This window comes from Frederiksenia canicola (assembly GCF_011455495.1).
Taxonomy (GTDB): Bacteria; Pseudomonadota; Gammaproteobacteria; order Enterobacterales; family Pasteurellaceae; genus Frederiksenia; species Frederiksenia canicola.
The window spans coordinates 508,690-526,357 of record NZ_CP015029.1 but is presented as its reverse complement, the minus strand read 5'-3'; the positions used below and the strand labels follow the sequence as shown (position 1 = coordinate 526,357).

Here is a 17,668-nt window from a genome sequence, read left to right as displayed (position 1 = left end):
ACCCTATTAAAAAATCCGTTAACTAAACGACAAAAGCGAGCCGACATGCTCGCTTACATTGAAAATTAAAAACGATAGCCGAGATTAAAACCCGCCACCGCATCTGAGGTACGGAACCCTTCTGGTTTTCGAATTGGTCTACCAACAAAAACATCGTAGTAAACACCTTTCCAATCCCCTTTTAGACCTAAGGCTGTCCCCATCAAATGCTGCCCAAGCTGAAAGCTAGACAATTTCGATACCCGACCACCATCTAGTGCCCAGTAGAGTTGATGCCCCTTACTATTCACATTCCAAGCAAACTCATTACGCCATAACCAACCACGCTCACCTGACAGAGAGACTTCGCCATCAAAACCACGCACCGTATGACGCCCACCGATGCTAAAGCGGTCTTGGGCAATCAGCGGGGTTTTGTTCCATTGTGCGCTCCAATCACTTTGCCACTGCCACGGCTGTGTACCGACGGAAAAAGGTTTAGTTAGTGAAATGGCGGCTGTGATGATTTTCGGGCGAGAGGTACCTTCATTCCATTGCTCCTCTGGTGCGGCAAGCGAGCCACGCACGCCTGTACCGCGTTTAAAGTGCACATCCAGTGCCAAAGTGGCATTGCCAAGGTACTCTTTGTGAGAAATGCCCGCTTCCCACCCTGCCATTCGGCGGCGCTGTACTTCCACTTCCGTGTTATCAATAAAGTTCTTGGACTGACGTGACCAGAAGCCGCTGGAAAGGGTGGTTTTGCGTACTGCATCACGGTAAAGCAAATAGGAAAGCGAGAGTTTGGAGTTATTGCTCTCGCCAGCGTATTTATAGGTCTGATTAAACGCCCCAAACACCGCTTGGTGATAACGGCTGTAGTGCTGTGAAGCGGAAAATGTCCAATAGCCGAACGGAATGGAATAGTAGAACGTCAGATTTTTACTGGCACGACTGCCATCCTCATCTTCGCCACTTTTTATGCTGTGTGTAAAAGAGGTATAAAACAGGTCGTTGGCAGAAAAGAGATTATCAAAGGAAAACGTCCCCGAACCCTGCAATTTACCCGTTGAGCGTGAACCTGAATCATCTAAACTCACGTTAAAACGAAAGGGCAACGATTGGGTATAACTGACTTTTAAATCACTCTCCCCCACATTCTCTGCATTTTCACTAGGGAGAATTTCAATATTGGCTTCCACCGTCGGGACACGTTTGAGATTTTCCAAGGATTGTTCAATCTCTCGCACATTCAATAAATCCCCTTTCGTAAAGGTGAAGCCATTCCAGCTTTGAAAACGAGTAAAACGTGGCACTTCACTGCTGTCTGCCACAATGGTATTACCCACCTTACCCAAAATCACCGTCAGCACCAAATCCCCTGAACGCAAATCCTGCTCTTGTACCACCACTCGAGTGGTAACATACCCTTTCTCGATAATACGGTTTTGTACCTGCTTCATCAAAATCCCCATCCCCTCACCACCAAAACAGTGCGGTAAAGTGAGTTTAAGGTCTTTCGAAGCTTGGTTAAATGCCCATTGGAATTGGCTGGTTTGGAGAGAATTATCAGGAGAGTAATCAATCAGAGAGATTCGGTGGATAGGGTAACAAGGCATCTCGAAGTTAGAGAGCGTTAAGTTCTCTTGTGAATCCACCTCAACACGCACCTCCGCAGCAGACTGAAACTGCGACGCCTGTGCTTGCTGTTGTTGTACTTGACGCTGTTGTTGAGTGGCATCAAGTTGGTTTAAGCGAGAAAGCGCATCTTGCTGTAGATTAGCACTTACAGTAACTGAGAGCATTGAAAATAAAGTACTCAATGTGAAACGTTGACAATATTTCATTATTCAATAAAAAAGAATTTAGTACACTGATAGTGTATAGAAAACACCCTTGTTTTGTAAATAGATAGTACTAAAGCAAACAGAAATTAAAATTCGTTTATTTTTAAGAAAATCATTTTAAATCTAAAATTACCCCCAAAAAAATTGACTAAAGAACTATTACCACATAGCATAAGGTCAGACTTAAGGACTGCGAAGAAAGCAATCTTTAGATTAGCTGGACCCCCTTTTGCAACAGAATAAGCAATAAACGAAAAAACCCTGATGATTACTCATCAGGGCTTCATAATATGGCTCCTCCTGCGGGACTCGAACCTGCGACATATGGATTAACAGTCCACCGTTCTACCGACTGAACTAAGGAGGAATTTTACTTTGCAAGAAAGTGGTGCCTCGAGGCGGAATCGAACCACCGACACGGGGATTTTCAATCCCCTGCTCTACCGACTGAGCTATCGAGGCATCTCGTCGTTTGCGGGGTGCATTATGCGTATTTCCGCCCACCTCGTCAAACACTTTTTTTCAAAAAGTTAAAAAAATCCGTCTAAACGTTTTATTTTTACCCAAACCGCTTAAAAATCAACTTTTTATCGTACATTTAGGTATTTTTTCTGAGCCTTATTCACCTTGACTAAGTAATTTCTTGCTTGTGCAGATGGATGTGCCGTCGTCAAAATTCGATAAACGGCGTCAGGTTGGAGATTGCTGATCCTATTCATTGCAGCCCACTTATCATTATCAAATACTCTTAATACAGCTCCAGCACCACTGTTGTAGGCCGAAATCATCGCATAACGCTTAGAAACGGGGTTGGTGATGCCATTTAAATATTCATCACGTAAAATGGCCAAATAGAGCGTGCCCGCATCAATATTTTTACTTGGATCATAAAGATAATCGCGATCAGGCTGTCCACCAAAACCTTTACGTGCAAAAATATCACGCCCTGCTGTGCGTGGAACCACTTGCATTAACCCAATCGCATTCGCATAGCTGACTGCATAAGGGTTAAATGCAGACTCCACTTCCATAATCGCCAGAATTAAGCTCACCTCGATTCCATAATGACGTGCTGCTTTACGCACCATTGGCAAGTAACGTCTAGCCCTTACTTCAACGTGATTTGCAATCATTGGAATAGACACATAAGTGACTGTATGTCCATTCTGTAAACGGCGTGTTTTCAGTTTATTTTGGAGCAAGTACGTTGCGAAATCGTTAGCAATCGCAATATTTGTCACGGAACGTCCAAACTGATCGACAACCTGACCAGCAAGAAACGGATTATGGCTTATCGGCACATCACCCGAAGCGAATAAATCAATACCTGTGGCATCTGACCCCATCAATAGCGTATGAATAATCGAATTACGTAAATGGTTTTGATTACCCAATGTTTCAATGGTAATTTGCCCTTCTTCAAAGCTGATGTGGCTACGGGTGTAATATTGGTCAGTATATTTGACATAATCTTTACGGGTAGCCTGCAACAGCTCATTCACTCCCCAAATTTTGTCAATATTCTTTGAAAATTGCCCTGTCAGAATATCTAACCCAAGCGTATCTTTGCTGTAATCAGGGCGAACTTTCCCTTTGCTGGTCTTTTTGGGTGTGCTACCACAAGATGCAAGCAATGGAATAATCACCGCCAGCGGTAAGTACTTTGCAAGTGTTTTCATTATTTTTCGCCTACAGGTACATAGCCTTCAATATGAACCTCTTTGCCTTCAAATAAGAAACTCACCATCTCGGTTTCAAGCTGCTTACGATGTTCAGGGTTCATCATATTGAGTTTCTTTTCATTAACAAGCATCGTTTGTTTTTTAATCCACTCTGCCCACGCTGGTTTGCTGATTGAATCAAAAATACGCTTGCCAATTTCCCCTGGATAAAGTTGAAAATCTAAGCCTTCAGCTTCTTGTTTTAAATATTCACAAAAGATGGTTCGTGCCATGGTTAAATCCTGTTTCTGTAAGAGTTAATTCATCTAAAATGCGTTTGACGGGGGTTGCCAAACCAATTTCATGCGGTTGCTGCAAATCATACCAATATTCCGCTTTAGAAGATACTGACGGCATATCATTTCCGTGCTTTTCTGCGACTTGAGTAACCGGAATTTCAACCAAAATCGGGATAATGTTTAAATGAAAATGGCTGAATGTATGACGAAAAGCAATTAACGGCAAAATTTGCAAATTTTCCGTTGGAAGTGACCGCTTGAGTGTCTCTAAATCGTCAAATTGTGGAAAAGCAAACAATCCTCCCCAAATGCCTTTTGCGTCTCGTTTTTCAAGTAAAACGTACGAGCCTTGCTTTAAGACCAAAAAATAGCTTGTTCGTTCCGGCAAGGTTTTCTTTGGTTTTTTGGCTGGAAATTGCATCCATGCTTGTAGTCGGTTCGCTTCACACTGCTTAGAAAGTGGGCAAATGGTACATTTAGGTTTAGTGCGAACACACACCATCGCCCCCAGATCCATCATCGCTTGATTGAAATCCGCTACTTGATCTGTGGGCGTGACGCAAGCGGTGAGATCCCATAATTTATTTTCAACCGCTTTTTCTCCCGACCAACCTTCCACAGCGAAATAGCGAGAAAGCACCCGTTTTACATTACCATCTAGAATCGGATAAGGCGCATTCAGTACCGATGATAAAATTGCGCCTGCGGTACTTCGTCCAACACCCGTTAGTCCTAACACATCCTCAAAATTGGTTGGAAATTGCCCGCCAAATTCATCTCTCACTGTTTGAGCGGCTTTATGTAAATTTCTCGCTCGTGCGTAATAGCCCAAGCCCGTCCACAGGTGTAATACTTCATCAATTGAAGCATTGGCGAGATCGGCAATGGTGGGGAAACGTTGGATAAAACGTTCAAAATAGGGAATAACGGTTGTGACTTGTGTTTGTTGCAACATCACTTCGGATAGCCATACACCATAAAGCGTTTTGTGTTGTTGCCATGGTAGGTGTTTACGGCCGTATTGTTCGAACCACGCTAGCACACTGCTTGCGAAGGGGTCATTCACATTTGCTTGAGCCAACGGAAAAGGCGATTTGCTGGTTGTCATAAGGGCTAAAATCAAAGCATAGTTGAGTATGTCAGAAAGTGGCTCATACTACTGCAAGCGGTCAGTTTTCGGAAGAAATTTGCAAAAAATTCACCGAGTCTGACCACTTGTTACTTGTAATTTGCTACTGTACCAATGTGCTGAAATACACAAAATCAGCTTTGGTTTGTCAAAAGTGCTGGTAATCTGCTCAAAACCTTGGTTGAAAATATTATACGGATCCAGAGCATTCATGGGATTACCATGCCCAACGAAAAGAGCGGGAAGTTTTTTCATACTGTACTCCTGAATAAATTTAACTTCCCGCTATTCTAATCGGCTTTTTCTGCTAGGGGTATTTAGGGCATTTTAAATAACAATTAAACCGAACTAAATAACCTAGACGAGCCACATCTCACTGAGCGTTTGCAGACTACGCCGGCAATAATTTTTCCAATCGCCACAAATCCGCAAAAGTAGCCCGCTGTTTGATCAGATGGAACTGTGAGCCATCAACCATAATTTCAGCAGCCTGTGGGCGGGAGTTGTAGGTGGACGACATGGTGGCACCGTAAGCCCCAGCTGAACGCATGGCGATCAAATCCCCTTCAGCAATCGCCAACTCTCGCTGTTTGCCGAGGAAATCCGAAGTTTCACAAATCGGACCAACCACATCGTAAACAGCTTTTTCACGGCTAATTGACTGATCTACTTCAATAATTCGCATGTAGGCTTCGTACAACGCAGGGCGGATCATATCGTTCATTCCCGTATCGACAATCGCAAAATTGCGGTCTTCGTTCTGTTTGAGATATTCCACTTTAGTCACCAAAATGCCTGCATTAGCCGTGATTGCCCGCCCAGGTTCTAAGATAATTTCTAGCTCTGGATAATCACGCAATTTTGCGAGCAGGGCTGCCGTATATTCCGTTGGATGCGGTGGAGTTTCAGAGGTATATGGCACCCCCAAGCCGCCGCCAAGATCGAGATGATGCAGCTCAATACCGTCCTGTTTGAGTTGCTCCATTAGCACGATTAAACGGTCTGTGGCATCTAAAAACGGCTGTAATTCGGTCAGTTGTGAACCGATATGGCAATCCATTCCTACAATTTTCACATTTGGCAAGGTTTTAGCGAAGCGATAAACTTCACGGGCTTGGCTGACACTCACGCCGAATTTGTTCTCTTTCAGCCCCGTGGAAATGTACGGGTGGGTATGGGCGTCCACGTCAGGATTGACTCGCAGTGAAATCGGGGCGACTTTATCCATTTCCCCCGCCACGTGATTGATCCGTTTCAGCTCCGACAGCGACTCTACATTGAAGCAGTGAATGCCAACTTCCAACGCCCGTGCGATTTCTGCATGAGATTTTGCCACGCCCGAAAAAACCACTTTAGATGGCTCACCGCCTGCGGCAATCACTCGTTCTAACTCCCCTTGAGAAACGATGTCAAACCCCGATCCGAGTCTTGCCATCACGTTTAATAGGGCAATATTTGAGTTGGATTTCACCGCAAAGCAGATCAAATGTGGGTGGTCGCCAAAGGCGTTGTTGAATGCGTGCCAGTGGCGTTCGAGGGTAGCACGTGAGTAAATATAGGCTGGAGTACCGTGCTGTGCGATGATGTCGGCAACCGCCACATCTTCTGCGAAAAGTTGCTGATTTTTATAGTTAAAATGATCCATTGTGTTTGCGTTTTAAAATTTAGGGTAAACATGTCGGAGCATTACAAGCGGTTAGATCCAAGCGATTTTTTGCAAATGCTCAGTGTGGTGCTTGTTGCTCCGCCTTTTCTGGAAAATAAAGTGGACCTTTCACGCCGCAAGCGGTTAAGGCAAAACTTGCCACAAGGGCAAGTAAAATGAATTTTTTCATATATACTCCAAGTTCAACATGAGAAGAACAGACAGTCAGATTGAGAAAACGGTTGCAACATACCTTAACACCCACAATCTGTTAACGTTTTTGCAAAAAATCGCTCGGATCAGACCGCTTGTTACTCGCTCTTCTCCTTAAATTGTTGCATCAGTTTTCGCATTTGTTCGTTATTGCGTCTAAATGCACGGCAATAAGGGCAAATCATTAAATGGACTTGCATTGCCAGCTTTTGCTTAAACGCCAAAGGCTGTTCTTGTTGCAGGGAAATAAGTTCGGTGATGTCTTTGCATTTGTGTTTTTTTGTAGTTGTCATTTTTTTGCTCCAAACCAATTTTTGGATAAGCAGGCATTTAACTGAAGCCTTGCTCGATAAAGAATAACATGTAAATTTGACGTAGAAATCTCACATTCTTGGCAGATTTCTTCACTTGCCATTTCAAGATACTCTCGCATCATAAAGACGCGTGCTTGTTGAGCAGGCAAATGCTCAAGGCAAGTTTCAAAAATCACCCAGAACTCTTGTTTATAGGTTGTACTTTGCACATTTGACCATTCATTAGGCTCAAAATAATTCAAGTCCCAATGACCACGCTCGTCAAAGAAATTATTCGGTTCCTCTTCCGCATCGCAGATCTCAGAAACTGTCACGGTACGTTTGCGATAGTGAATTAAATCAATAATCTTATTTTTCAAAATCGCAAAAATCCAGGTTTTTAACGCCGATTTCCCTTTAAAGGCATGTGCATTTTTGAATGCGTTCAGTAAAGCATCTTGCACAACGTCTTCGGCTAAATCGGGATCTTTCAGTTGCAACATGGCAAATTTCACCATTTGGCAACGGATTTCTTCAAGTTGTTGCGGTGAAATATGTTCAAGCTGCGTGGTTGGTTGATTCAACATAACCCCTCACGAAAATTGTCAGAAAAAATGTAAGTTTCTGTGTAAAACAGTGTCAAAAGCAAAGATTATATTGATTACGAGGAAAAAAGCGATGAAAAAATTAACTGAAAATGACGTGACACCTGAAGAAATTTTCTATCAGCGACGCAAAATCATTCAAGCGATGGGGCTTAGTGTTGCCGCCTCTGCCTTACCTAATCTCAGTTTTGCTGAGCAAAAAACATCACTCGCAGCACTCAATTTCACCAAAGCACAACCATCCGATTTAATTTTAACGCCTGAAAATAAAGTAACTGGCTATAACAATTTCTATGAGTTTGGGGTGGATAAAGGCTCGCCGGCTCAATATGCTAAAAGTTTGAAAGTAGATCCTTGGAAAGTTGAAATTGGTGGTGAAGTGGAAAATCCATACACCTTAGGCTATGAAGATTTATTTACCACTTTCCCACTTGAAGAACGTATTTACCGTTTCCGCTGTGTGGAAGCTTGGTCAATGGTTGTGCCTTGGATTGGCTTTGAATTAAGCAAATTGATCGCCAAAGCTAAACCAACCAGTAAAGCAAAATATGTGGTATTCCATACCCTTTACGATCCAGAACAAATGCCTGGGCAGAAAAATCGCCTATTCGGAGGCGGAATTGATTACCCTTACACTGAAGGTTTGACCATTGCTGAAGCAATGAATCCATTAACACTGATGTCTGTGGGCTTATACGGCAAGGCATTACCAAATCAAAATGGTGCACCAATTCGGTTGGTTGTGCCGTGGAAATATGGCTTCAAGAGCATTAAATCTATTGTAAAAATCACGTTATCAGAAAAACGTCCGCGTACTACATGGGAGAGCTTAGCACCAAACGAATACGGCTTCTATGCCAACGTAAACCCTCATGTTGATCATCCACGTTGGTCACAAGCATCTGAACGTGTGATTGGTGGCGGTGGTTTATTAAGCGTAAAACGCCAACCGACTTTAATGTTCAACGGCTACGAAAATGAAGTCGCTCATTTATATAAAGATTTAGATTTGAAGGTGAATTTCTAATGCAAATATTGACAAAATTACGCATTTTAGTGCATTTAGGCTGTGCTTTACCTTTGGCTTGGCTTGGCTATGTATTAGCTATTGGGGATGAAACCGCATTGGGTGCTGATCCAATTAAAGAGGTTGAACATTTTCTCGGTTATACGGCAATTGTTATCTTTTGTGTAATGTTCTTACTCGGCATTGTGTTACAAGTTATCAATAAAAACCAATATCAGATTTTGCGTCGTCCGCTTGGTCTGTGGGCATTTACATGGGCGTTACTACACGTTTCAAGTTATGCTTTTTTAGAACTTGGACTTGATATCAGCTTGCTACTCTCTGAATTAATCACTCGCCCTTACCTTATTTTAGGTGCAATTGCGTTTTCGATTCTGTTGGCAATGGCAGTTACATCAATTCCACAAGTCAAAAACTGGCTAGGAAAACGTTGGTTTACAGTACATCAATTCGCTTACATTTCCATTATTTGTGCGGCCATTCACTACTACTGGTCAGTAAAAGGTTTCACACTACCGCCAATTATTATTGGTATTTTAGTTGCGATTATTGTGGCCTGGAAATATCTCGGTAAATGGGTACTAGCACGCAAACAAGCGGTCTGATCCTGATAACGTTTTGCAAACTAACTCGTTAAGGTAAAAAGGCGTATTTTCATACGCCTTTTTTACCTTTTTATGACAATTTTTCTTTTAAAACGCATAAAACAAAATATAATTGAGAACAATTATTACTTGTGAACTTATTCCTAAGGGATTTCCATGAACCAAATGATAAAAAAACCTGTTCTCTCTTTTTCTGCAATTACCCTCGCGATTTTAAGCTGCAGTGCAATGAGCTATGCCGAGCAATCAGCCCAGTTGGAAGAAGTTAAAGTCGTAGCCGGTACGGAAGAAACACCCGTTTTACAACGTAAAGTCGGTCAAACCGTAAAAAGTGCATCACAGTTAAAACGCCAACAAGTCCAAGATAACCGAGACCTTGTGCGTTATGAAACGGGGGTTACCGTTGTAGAAGCAGGACGTTTTGGTGCCAGTGGCTATGCCATTCGTGGAGTAGATGAAAACCGCGTAGCGATTACCGTTGATGGACTACGTCAGGCAGAAACACTTTCTTCACAAGGTTTTAAAGAACTGTTTGAAGGGTATGGCAACTTCAATAACACCCGTAATAGTGTAGAAGTAGAAACATTGAAGAAAGCAACCATTCAAAAAGGTTCTGACTCATTACGAGCAGGTAGTGGAGCTTTAGGTGGCGCCGTCATGTTTGAAACCAAAGATGCTCGTGATTTTCTAATTGATAAAGATTGGGCGGCCTCTTACAAAAAAGGATATACCACTGCGGATAATCAGCACTTAGATACGATTACGTTAGCTGGTCGTTACAGATGGTTTGATGCGTTGCTAATCAAAACCAAACGAGATGGGCATGAATTAGAAAATTATGGCTACAAATCAGCCCCTGATGTAAACACCAGAATTCGAGAGAAAGCAGATCCTTATCAAATTGAAAAAGATAGCACACTCGTTAAATTGGCATTCTCACCAACGGAAAACCATCGTTTTTCTGCTGCTGCAGATCTCTATGAAAACACATCTAAAGGGCAAGATTTGTCATATAGTTTGAATGCGACGCGAACCACTCCAAATGCACCAAATAATTCAACTCGCCATACTAACGACTCAAACAAACGCCAAAATTATTCATTTACCTATGAAAACTTTAGTGGAAATACCCTTTGGGACACGATGAAAATCACCTATTCTCATCAAAAAATCAAAAATAAAGCCAGAACAGATGACTATTGTGATGCAGATAGCTGTCAAGGCACCCGAGATCCGCTCGCAAATCCACTTGGTCTTGGATTAAAAGATGGAAAAGTTGTTGATAAAGAAGGCAATCCGGTGAATTTGGTTGCAACTAAAAAGCAAGATGGCTCTGGAGATTACACTTACCATATTGTAGATAGTCAAGGTAAACCGTTTACTTATCCGAATCCTGAAGGTACTACCGATCAAAGTGCCTATTTTGGTTTAAAAACGATTGATTCATATTGGTTCGATTGTTCAATTTTCGATTGTACAAAAGATATTGAATATTATGAATTGCCTTATTGGAACAATGGCGGAACATTATCTAAGAAAACCATCGGTCGCACCATTGTCGAATATAATGGAAAACAGTATTCAAAACATAACTCTCCTTATAATTTAGGGCCGAATAAAGTCATTGTCACACCAAATTCATTGGGATACTTAAGCCGTTCATATCACGATCGTGAACTCAATACAAATACTAGACAATTGGATCTCGATTTTACTAAACAATTCAGTCTCTCCAGCACCGATCATCAATTAAGCTACGGTGCTTCCCTTGCTAAGACACGCAAAGAAATGGTCAATCTTTCAGGGTTTGATGGTACAAATATGCAATGGTGGGCAACTCGCTTTTTAGGCACCAATTATAAAAATGAAATTTTAACCTGTGAAACCGCTAGCGGAGCAAACCGTTTCAATGGCGCATTATGTCCAACCGTTGATGGGCCATATTCATTCTTGATTCCGGTAATTACAAAAAATAATTCAATCTACTTAATTGATAATTTCACCGTCAATAATTATCTCAGTTTTGATCTTGGTTATCGTTATGACCGAATCAAATACAAACCCGACTATCAGGCAGGAGTAAGTCCGAAAATTCCAGATGGAATGATCGATCAATTATTTGTGCCTTTTGTAAAACCATTTGCAGAGAAGCCAGAATTAACATGGCGAGATCAACCAAGCTTGAAAGACTATAACTATGACTATTCCGCCTATAATATAGCTCTTGCTGAATTTAGGAAAAAACAGGCTGAAATTACTGCGTACAATAAAGAAGCTAAGGCAAAGAATGAAGCGGCCAAAGTAAAAAATCTGCAAGATAACTTCGATTACTTCACTCAGAATAAAAAGTACAATGCTCATTCATACTCTTTTGCGATGAATATTGATCCTACTGAATATTTGAGACTCCAAGTTCGGCAAGCAAAAGGCTTTAGAGCCCCAACATCAGATGAACTCTATTTCACCTTTAAACACCCTGATTTCACGGTGTTACCGAACTTAAATCTAAAGGAAGAAACATCAAAAACAACAGAACTTGCTTTAACCTATCATGGCGACATTGGATACATTACGACTAATGTCTTTCAAACTAAATATAACAATTTTATTGATTTAGGTTATATCGGATCAATCAATTACCAAACGATTCACGGCGGACAAGCAAGAGCAGAGCCGTTTGAAGTATATCAAAATGTAAACCGCCAAAATGCCAAAGTAAAAGGGTTTGAAATCAGCTCAAAACTCTATTTAGAGCATCTTTCTAGTGTATTAGCTGGTTTTAACGCTAGTTATAAATTTACTTACCAAAAAGGTAGAATGGAAGGCAATATCCCAATGAATGCCATTCAACCTAAAACGGCAATTTATGGCTTAGGGTATGACCATAAAAGTGGTAAGTTTGGTATTGATTTGTTAGTTACCCATGTTTCTGCCAAACAAGCTAAAGACACCTACAATATGTTCTGGGAATCTCAACGAGCAGAAGAAATTTCTAAATATCCAAATGAAGCGGATAGAGTGGTTAAAGACAGCAGCATAAGATGGCGTAGCAATGCTTACACCTTGGTAGATATTATTTCCTATGCCAAACCCATTAAAAACTTAACGCTGCAATTTGGGGTTTACAATCTAACTAACCGCAAATACATCACTTGGGATTCTGCACGTTCAATTCGCCCATTTGGAACCAGTAATTTAATTGACCAACGTACAGGAACTGGGATTAATCGCTTTAATGCACCTGGACGTAATTTTAAACTCAGTGCCGAATTAAGTTTCTAACCGATAAAACCTCTCTAAAAATAAACCTCGCATTATCGCGAGGTTTATTTCATTATCATCTATCTTTTATGGACTATTTCTTCTCTTTTTTCTTTAACTGCTCTGCAGCTTCTTTCAGTGGAGACGCTTTTTTCTTTGTGTTTGCTTTTTTAGTTTCTGCTTTTTTAGGCTCGGATTTAGTTTTCGTTACCGACTTTTTCGCAGGTTTCGTTGTAACGTTATCTTCTGCTTTTTTCGCTGACACTTTTGCTGTTTTTCGAGTAGTTCTTTTCTTCGCAGGAATGCTAAATGCAAACTCAATATGATTTTGCTCAGCCCATTCAGCCAGTTTTTGTAGCAACACCAACCCCATTTGGCTTGGTTCTCCATTAAATAAGGTTTGTAGCACGTTACTATCAGAAATATGATGGCGTAAAGCTATACGCTCTTGATGATTTTCTGCTAAACGAACTGCTCGCTCAACGTACTGATCCACGTTTTCTGCCACCAACCATTCAGGCAAGCCAAGACGTTTAAATACACCTTGATTAAGATGTTCATGCACTTCATTACCTGTTTTGCAAACACCAACAAGCCCAAATGTTGCCATCTCGATAGCCCCACTCACAGTACTAAATGGGAATGGATAAAGCACCATATCGCAACGGCTTAAGATGTGTTGATATTGTTCGTATGGCATATATGGATAAGAGACCGCTGAATCGCCTAAATAACTGCTGATGAAGCGTTCAACATAAGGCTGAGTAATGCCGATTGATTGAGTGCAGATGAAATGGAATCGTATTTCCACATTCGCACGCTCATAAATCGCTTTACAAACGTCCAAAAAGTAAGGATTCAATTGCATCGTGGTCAATGCAATACCAATATTCACCACATCAGGGTTGTCACGCACAGATAAGACTGTTGAAGCAAATTGCGGTGATACTGGCACATAAGGCAGTGCATTTGTTGGTAAACGAAGCAATGACTCACTAAAACATTGCTCTAAGCCAACATAGTCGTCCTCCACTATCGCATAATCAATAAAGCTCGAATTTGTCGTGGCTGGATGCCCTAATCCAACGACTTGTATTGGGGCAAAACGGGCATTACTTGCACAAATTGAAGTAATATCCATACCAATACTTGGCATATAGAAAATAGCCGCACCATTACGCTCACAGAGATCTTTAATTTGCTCAAGTCGATCAATAATATGATTGCCATTTAATAAATAGAACTCGTCAAAGACTTCTCTGCCCGTTTGATCGATATCACCGTCACTTAATCCAATAATATGGAAAAATGCTTTAGCGGCAGTCAGTGACGCTGAGTAAGCACGATAAATGGCATGTGATGAATGGAAATGCTCCAATAGCACCACCATAACTGGCTTACCATTTTGACTACCCATTTTTTGCACATCACGATCTTCCCACCCTAAAGAGAGCAAATGGCGGCGAATAACGTCATTCAACGCTTTTTTAACCTGATGTTTATGTGGTGCAGCATCATAGCTACAATGCATATAAACATCGTGAGCAATATTAGTTGGTAGATTATTTAACGAAGAGATCTGCAGTAATTTTTCTGGCAACCACTGCAAAATAGCGGCTCGTTTAGCATAGGCTTGCTCAGTATGCAGCACACGTGGTGACTGCAATGCAAAACAAAGGGAGACGCACAATTCTGGATCAATATCCCAAAGCGCATCCAAATTCAGAGTAATGTTCGATTCAGGCAAATAGAGAATACAAAATTTATTTAAATAAGCACGATTATCTTCCAAGAAAATTTCAGATATGCTTTCTCTCTGTGCATTACGGTTATAAGTCTGCAGTACATGATCCGCATTAACATACGGTGAACTGGCAAAAATCAAACCAATCCAACGCTGGAAAGCAAGAAAACGCAATGTTCCCACATCTGAAATCATAAAATCAGGATCAACAAATAGCTGAATGATTGCCGTTGCGACCCTGGTACAAAAATGAACCGCTTTATCCTGTTCTAGATTCGCCAACTGCAATGGAAAATCGCATTCAATATTTTGAAAACCACCGAAATTGCTGTCAATTTTCGCAAGAATTCCGAGCAATTCAGCACAAGCCAGTTCATAATCTTTAGTTTTAACTGCTTGCTCAAAGCGAATCACACTGGCACAACCGTTCTCATCTAACATACTGTCTCCTTATTTCCTAAAACTAACATGTCCCCCACAGATCATATTCGTCTGCGTTTGTAATTTTGACTTCGATAATTTGACCGACTTTCACCTCTTTTTCTGACAAATTATCGATATACACCATACCATCAATTTCAGGGGCGTCCGCCATTGAGCGACCGATAATACCTTCGTCATCAATTTCATCAATAATCACAGACAAGGTTCTGCCCACTTTTTGTTGCAAGCGGTTCGCTGAAATTTGCTGTTGCAGCTGCATAAAACGGTGGAAACGTTCTTCTTTCACCTCTTCTGGCACTTGATCGGGCATATCTGTCGCTACCGCACCGTCCACAGGGCTGAATTTAAAGCAACCAACGCGATCGAGCTGTGCTTCTTGTAAGAAATCGAGCAACAGTTGGAAATCTTCTTCTGTTTCACCTGGGAAGCCAACAATGAATGTTGAACGCAAAGTCAATTCAGGGCAAATTTCACGCCATTTCTTAATGCGTTCTAAGGTGCGATCAATGGAACCTGGACGCTTCATTGCCTTTAAGATTTTCGGGCTGGCGTGTTGGAGTGGAATGTCCAAATACGGCAAAATTTTACCGCTTGCCATCAATGGAATGAGATTATCCACGTGTGGATACGGATACACATAATGCAAACGCACCCAAGCCCCGAGCGAGCCAAGCTGTTCGCAAAGGGTGATCAAATCATTTTTGATCGGCATACCATTCCAAAACACCGTTTTCGTCGCATTTTCTTTTTTCTTATCTAAGCCATAAGCAGACGTATCTTGCGACACCACCAAGATTTCTTTCACACCCGCTTCTACAAGGCGTTTGGCCTCGTCTAGCACTTGCACAATCGAACGGCTATCTAAGTCGCCACGCATAGACGGAATAATGCAGAACGTGCAACGGTGATCGCAACCTTCAGAAATTTTCAAATAAGCATAATGTTTCGGGGTAAGTTTCACGCCCTGTTTTGGCACGACATTCACATAAGGGTTATATTCAGGCTTCGGCACATATTTATGCACATGAGTCATCACCGCTTCATAGCTGTGTGGACCTGTAATTTCCAACACTTGCGGATGCACTTCACGAATTTGGTTCTCTTTCGCCCCAAGGCAGCCAGTCACAATCACTTTGCCGTTGTTTTCCAAGGCTTCGCCGATAGATTCCAGTGATTCTTGCACCGCACTATCAATAAAACCACAAGTGTTTACAATCACTAAATCCGCCCCTTCATAGCTTGGGATAATGTTGTAACCATCGGCACGTAATTCCGTTAAAATTCGTTCAGAATCCACAAGGTTTTTCGGGCAGCCTAAACTTATAAAACCAATATTTGGCGTTGAATTCATAAAAAATCTCAAATAATTAGGTAATCAAATAGCAAAACCCACTGTCATTTTCAGCAGGCAAAGAAGCGGAATTGTACAAAATTTAGGGGGACAAAGCGATAACAAGCGGTCAGATCCGTTTTAAAATTTGCAAAACTTTTCGTTGTTCTGACCGCTTGTAAAAGAAGAGGAAATTAATCTAAGCAGTTCAATACCGCAAGTACAATGGTGGACGATTTTTCTGCCGCGAGCGGTAAAAATTCATCGAAAGAAAGGTGGGACGCTTTATCTGCCACATCTGAAATCGCCCGAATCACCACAAATGGTACCCCAAAAGCGTGACAAACTTGGGCGATCGATGCCGCCTCCATTTCCACCGCCGCAACCGTTGGGAAATCGGTACGGATGGTATTAATCGCATCCGCCCCGTTCACAAAGAGATCACCGCTGCAAATCAGGCCTGAAACGGCATTTAACCCCGCTCGTTGGCTCTCTTTGGTGGCCAGTTCAACCAACTGAGCATCGGGTAAGAATGCTGCTGGGTTAGCTGGCAGCTGCCCTTTTTCATAGCCAAAAGCAGTAACATCAACATCGTGATAACGTACTTCCGTTGAGATCACAATATCGCCCACTTGTAAATTTGAGTCTAAGCCCCCCGCCGATCCCGTGTTGATCACCATATCAGGCTTGGTTAATTGTAATAATAAGGTCGTGCCGATTGCGGCAGCCGTTTTACCAATGCCAGACTGTAATAACGCTACATTCGTATTATTAATTTTGCCTTCGTAAATCGTACAGCCTGCAATTTCAGTGGTTTTTGGCTCTTGCATATAGCTGCGTAAAATGTCGACTTCCTGTGCCATTGCACCAATAATGCCTATTTTCATTATTTGTTCTCCTGCTTTTCTTGTTGTAATTTTTCGACTAAAAAATCTAACACTGCATAAGTATAGTCATCGTTATACAGGGTATTATGAATTAAAATATACTTTCCATTTAATACCGCAATCGGGTTAATTGGCGGAGAATATTGTTGATAATGCGACAGATCTTGCTCCACCCGTTTTTTCACCGCTTCAGAAGAAAATATATGGTAGAACTTATCAATATTGACACCATTTTGTGCTAACCAACGTTGAATTGCCTCATTATTTTCGACCAAACTTTGTTCTTTTTTACGGCTCGCACTATCAAATAAATATTTATCGCTCAAGTCAGGGCGACCGAACTCAATAAAAGTAGCGTTCATTCGGGCGGTAAATTCGCTCCATTTTTCAAACGCAGGCGAACGCACCAACACCACTTTATCACGATTTCGTTCCGCATATAATTTCAAGTAGTCATCGCCGTTCAAGCATACTTCACAGCCATAACGATAAAAATATTGAATTAAGACTTTGCCTTCTGGTAACGCAATATCTAGCGGTTTTTTATAAGAATAGTAACCTTTACCATCTTTAAAAAGCGGTTCCTTTTGCAAATCTTTCGGCGGATCTGACCGCTTGTCATCGGCATGTGTTGGCAAAGCAAATGCCAACAAGCTCCATAAAAGCAACAATTTCCTCATTATGTTATCTTACCTCTATCAT

15 protein-coding genes, 2 tRNA genes and 1 pseudogene are annotated in these 17,668 nt (G+C 41.6%); 3 read left to right on the top strand and 15 right to left on the bottom strand.

Features of this window, described 5'->3' with window-relative positions:
• Positions 1 to 65 precede the first annotated feature (65 nt).
• The 11 genes and pseudogenes from A4G17_RS02550 to A4G17_RS02500 form a co-directional block, all read right to left on the bottom strand.
• Positions 66 to 1,823 (bottom strand): ShlB/FhaC/HecB family hemolysin secretion/activation protein, encoded by a 1,758-nt coding sequence (locus A4G17_RS02550; RefSeq protein ID WP_123957386.1) that lies wholly within the window; start codon positions 1,821 to 1,823, stop codon positions 66 to 68.
• 291 nt (positions 1,824 to 2,114) lie between these two features.
• A tRNA-Asn gene (locus tag A4G17_RS02545) sits at positions 2,115 to 2,190 on the bottom strand.
• 19 nt (positions 2,191 to 2,209) lie between these two features.
• Positions 2,210 to 2,285, bottom strand: a tRNA-Phe gene (locus A4G17_RS02540).
• A gap of 125 nt (positions 2,286 to 2,410) precedes the next feature.
• Complete coding sequence (gene mltC, locus A4G17_RS02535; protein WP_123957387.1) at positions 2,411 to 3,502, bottom strand: membrane-bound lytic murein transglycosylase MltC; 1,092 nt, start codon at positions 3,500 to 3,502, stop codon at positions 2,411 to 2,413.
• Positions 3,502 to 3,777 (bottom strand): oxidative damage protection protein, encoded by a 276-nt coding sequence (locus A4G17_RS02530; RefSeq protein WP_123957388.1) that lies wholly within the window; start codon positions 3,775 to 3,777, stop codon positions 3,502 to 3,504. Before A4G17_RS02530 ends, mltC begins: the two co-directional genes overlap by 1 nt.
• Positions 3,755 to 4,891, bottom strand: a complete 1,137-nt coding sequence (gene mutY / locus A4G17_RS02525; RefSeq protein ID WP_123957389.1) for an A/G-specific adenine glycosylase — start codon at positions 4,889 to 4,891, stop codon at positions 3,755 to 3,757. The genes A4G17_RS02530 and mutY overlap by 23 nt, the downstream gene beginning before the upstream one ends.
• Positions 4,892 to 4,990: 99 nt before the next feature.
• Positions 4,991 to 5,167 (bottom strand): annotated as a pseudogene (locus A4G17_RS02520) (4,5-DOPA-extradiol-dioxygenase); the annotation flags it as partial.
• A 136-nt stretch (positions 5,168 to 5,303) separates the two neighbouring features.
• On the bottom strand, positions 5,304 to 6,557 hold the full coding sequence (lysA, locus tag A4G17_RS02515) for a diaminopimelate decarboxylase (protein ID WP_123957390.1): 1,254 nt from the start codon (positions 6,555 to 6,557) through the stop codon (positions 5,304 to 5,306).
• A gap of 79 nt (positions 6,558 to 6,636) precedes the next feature.
• On the bottom strand, positions 6,637 to 6,747 hold the full coding sequence (gene lptM / locus A4G17_RS02510) for an LPS translocon maturation chaperone LptM (RefSeq protein ID WP_123957391.1): 111 nt from the start codon (positions 6,745 to 6,747) through the stop codon (positions 6,637 to 6,639).
• Between the two features lie 121 nt (positions 6,748 to 6,868).
• Positions 6,869 to 7,063 carry a zf-HC2 domain-containing protein gene (locus tag A4G17_RS02505; protein WP_123957392.1) on the bottom strand — a complete coding sequence of 65 codons (195 nt, stop codon included), beginning with the start codon at positions 7,061 to 7,063 and terminating at the stop codon, positions 6,869 to 6,871.
• Positions 7,060 to 7,650: a sigma-70 family RNA polymerase sigma factor gene (locus A4G17_RS02500; RefSeq protein WP_123957393.1), complete on the bottom strand. Its 591-nt coding sequence runs from the start codon at positions 7,648 to 7,650 to the stop codon at positions 7,060 to 7,062. Before A4G17_RS02500 ends, A4G17_RS02505 begins: the two co-directional genes overlap by 4 nt.
• Positions 7,651 to 7,741: 91 nt before the next feature.
• Between A4G17_RS02500 and msrP the strand changes: the two genes are divergently transcribed.
• From msrP to A4G17_RS02485, 3 genes are all read left to right on the top strand, one after another.
• Positions 7,742 to 8,695 (top strand): protein-methionine-sulfoxide reductase catalytic subunit MsrP, encoded by a 954-nt coding sequence (gene msrP / locus A4G17_RS02495; RefSeq protein ID WP_123957394.1) that lies wholly within the window; start codon positions 7,742 to 7,744, stop codon positions 8,693 to 8,695.
• A 5-nt stretch (positions 8,696 to 8,700) separates the two neighbouring features.
• The gene (locus tag A4G17_RS02490; RefSeq protein WP_123957410.1) at positions 8,701 to 9,300 is read left to right on the top strand and encodes a protein-methionine-sulfoxide reductase heme-binding subunit MsrQ; all 600 of its coding nucleotides are present in this window, start codon (positions 8,701 to 8,703) and stop codon (positions 9,298 to 9,300) included.
• A gap of 165 nt (positions 9,301 to 9,465) precedes the next feature.
• Positions 9,466 to 12,582, top strand: coding sequence for a TonB-dependent hemoglobin/transferrin/lactoferrin family receptor (locus tag A4G17_RS02485; protein ID WP_418886401.1), 3,117 nt, complete (start codon positions 9,466 to 9,468; stop codon positions 12,580 to 12,582).
• Between the two features lie 73 nt (positions 12,583 to 12,655).
• On the opposite strand, the gene A4G17_RS02480 is transcribed toward A4G17_RS02485, so the two are convergent.
• From A4G17_RS02480 to A4G17_RS10275, 4 genes are all read right to left on the bottom strand, one after another.
• On the bottom strand, positions 12,656 to 14,746 hold the full coding sequence (locus tag A4G17_RS02480) for a UDP-glucose:protein N-beta-glucosyltransferase (RefSeq protein ID WP_123957395.1): 2,091 nt from the start codon (positions 14,744 to 14,746) through the stop codon (positions 12,656 to 12,658).
• A gap of 22 nt (positions 14,747 to 14,768) precedes the next feature.
• The gene (gene rimO / locus A4G17_RS02475; RefSeq protein ID WP_123957396.1) at positions 14,769 to 16,100 is read right to left on the bottom strand and encodes a 30S ribosomal protein S12 methylthiotransferase RimO; all 1,332 of its coding nucleotides are present in this window, start codon (positions 16,098 to 16,100) and stop codon (positions 14,769 to 14,771) included.
• A 173-nt stretch (positions 16,101 to 16,273) separates the two neighbouring features.
• Positions 16,274 to 16,966, bottom strand: a complete 693-nt coding sequence (gene mtnN, locus A4G17_RS02470) for a 5'-methylthioadenosine/S-adenosylhomocysteine nucleosidase (protein WP_123957397.1) — start codon at positions 16,964 to 16,966, stop codon at positions 16,274 to 16,276.
• Positions 16,966 to 17,649 carry a thioredoxin domain-containing protein gene (locus A4G17_RS10275; protein WP_418886400.1) on the bottom strand — a complete coding sequence of 228 codons (684 nt, stop codon included), beginning with the start codon at positions 17,647 to 17,649 and terminating at the stop codon, positions 16,966 to 16,968. The genes mtnN and A4G17_RS10275 overlap by 1 nt, the downstream gene beginning before the upstream one ends.
• Between the last annotated feature and the right edge of the window lie 19 nt (positions 17,650 to 17,668).

Coding starts and splice junctions, on each gene's coding strand:
- A4G17_RS02550 (WP_123957386.1), bottom strand. CDS start 1,823: ATGAAATATTGTCAACGTTTCACATTGAGTACTTTATTTTCAATGCTC.
- mltC (WP_123957387.1), bottom strand. CDS start 3,502: ATGAAAACACTTGCAAAGTACTTACCGCTGGCGGTGATTATTCCATTG.
- A4G17_RS02530 (WP_123957388.1), bottom strand. CDS start 3,777: ATGGCACGAACCATCTTTTGTGAATATTTAAAACAAGAAGCTGAAGGC.
- mutY (WP_123957389.1), bottom strand. CDS start 4,891: ATGACAACCAGCAAATCGCCTTTTCCGTTGGCTCAAGCAAATGTGAAT.
- lysA (WP_123957390.1), bottom strand. CDS start 6,557: ATGGATCATTTTAACTATAAAAATCAGCAACTTTTCGCAGAAGATGTG.
- lptM (WP_123957391.1), bottom strand. CDS start 6,747: ATGAAAAAATTCATTTTACTTGCCCTTGTGGCAAGTTTTGCCTTAACC.
- A4G17_RS02505 (WP_123957392.1), bottom strand. CDS start 7,063: ATGACAACTACAAAAAAACACAAATGCAAAGACATCACCGAACTTATT.
- A4G17_RS02500 (WP_123957393.1), bottom strand. CDS start 7,650: ATGTTGAATCAACCAACCACGCAGCTTGAACATATTTCACCGCAACAA.
- msrP (WP_123957394.1), top strand. CDS start 7,742: ATGAAAAAATTAACTGAAAATGACGTGACACCTGAAGAAATTTTCTAT.
- A4G17_RS02485 (WP_418886401.1), top strand. CDS start 9,466: ATGATAAAAAAACCTGTTCTCTCTTTTTCTGCAATTACCCTCGCGATT.
- A4G17_RS02480 (WP_123957395.1), bottom strand. CDS start 14,746: ATGTTAGATGAGAACGGTTGTGCCAGTGTGATTCGCTTTGAGCAAGCA.
- rimO (WP_123957396.1), bottom strand. CDS start 16,100: ATGAATTCAACGCCAAATATTGGTTTTATAAGTTTAGGCTGCCCGAAA.
- mtnN (WP_123957397.1), bottom strand. CDS start 16,966: ATGAAAATAGGCATTATTGGTGCAATGGCACAGGAAGTCGACATTTTA.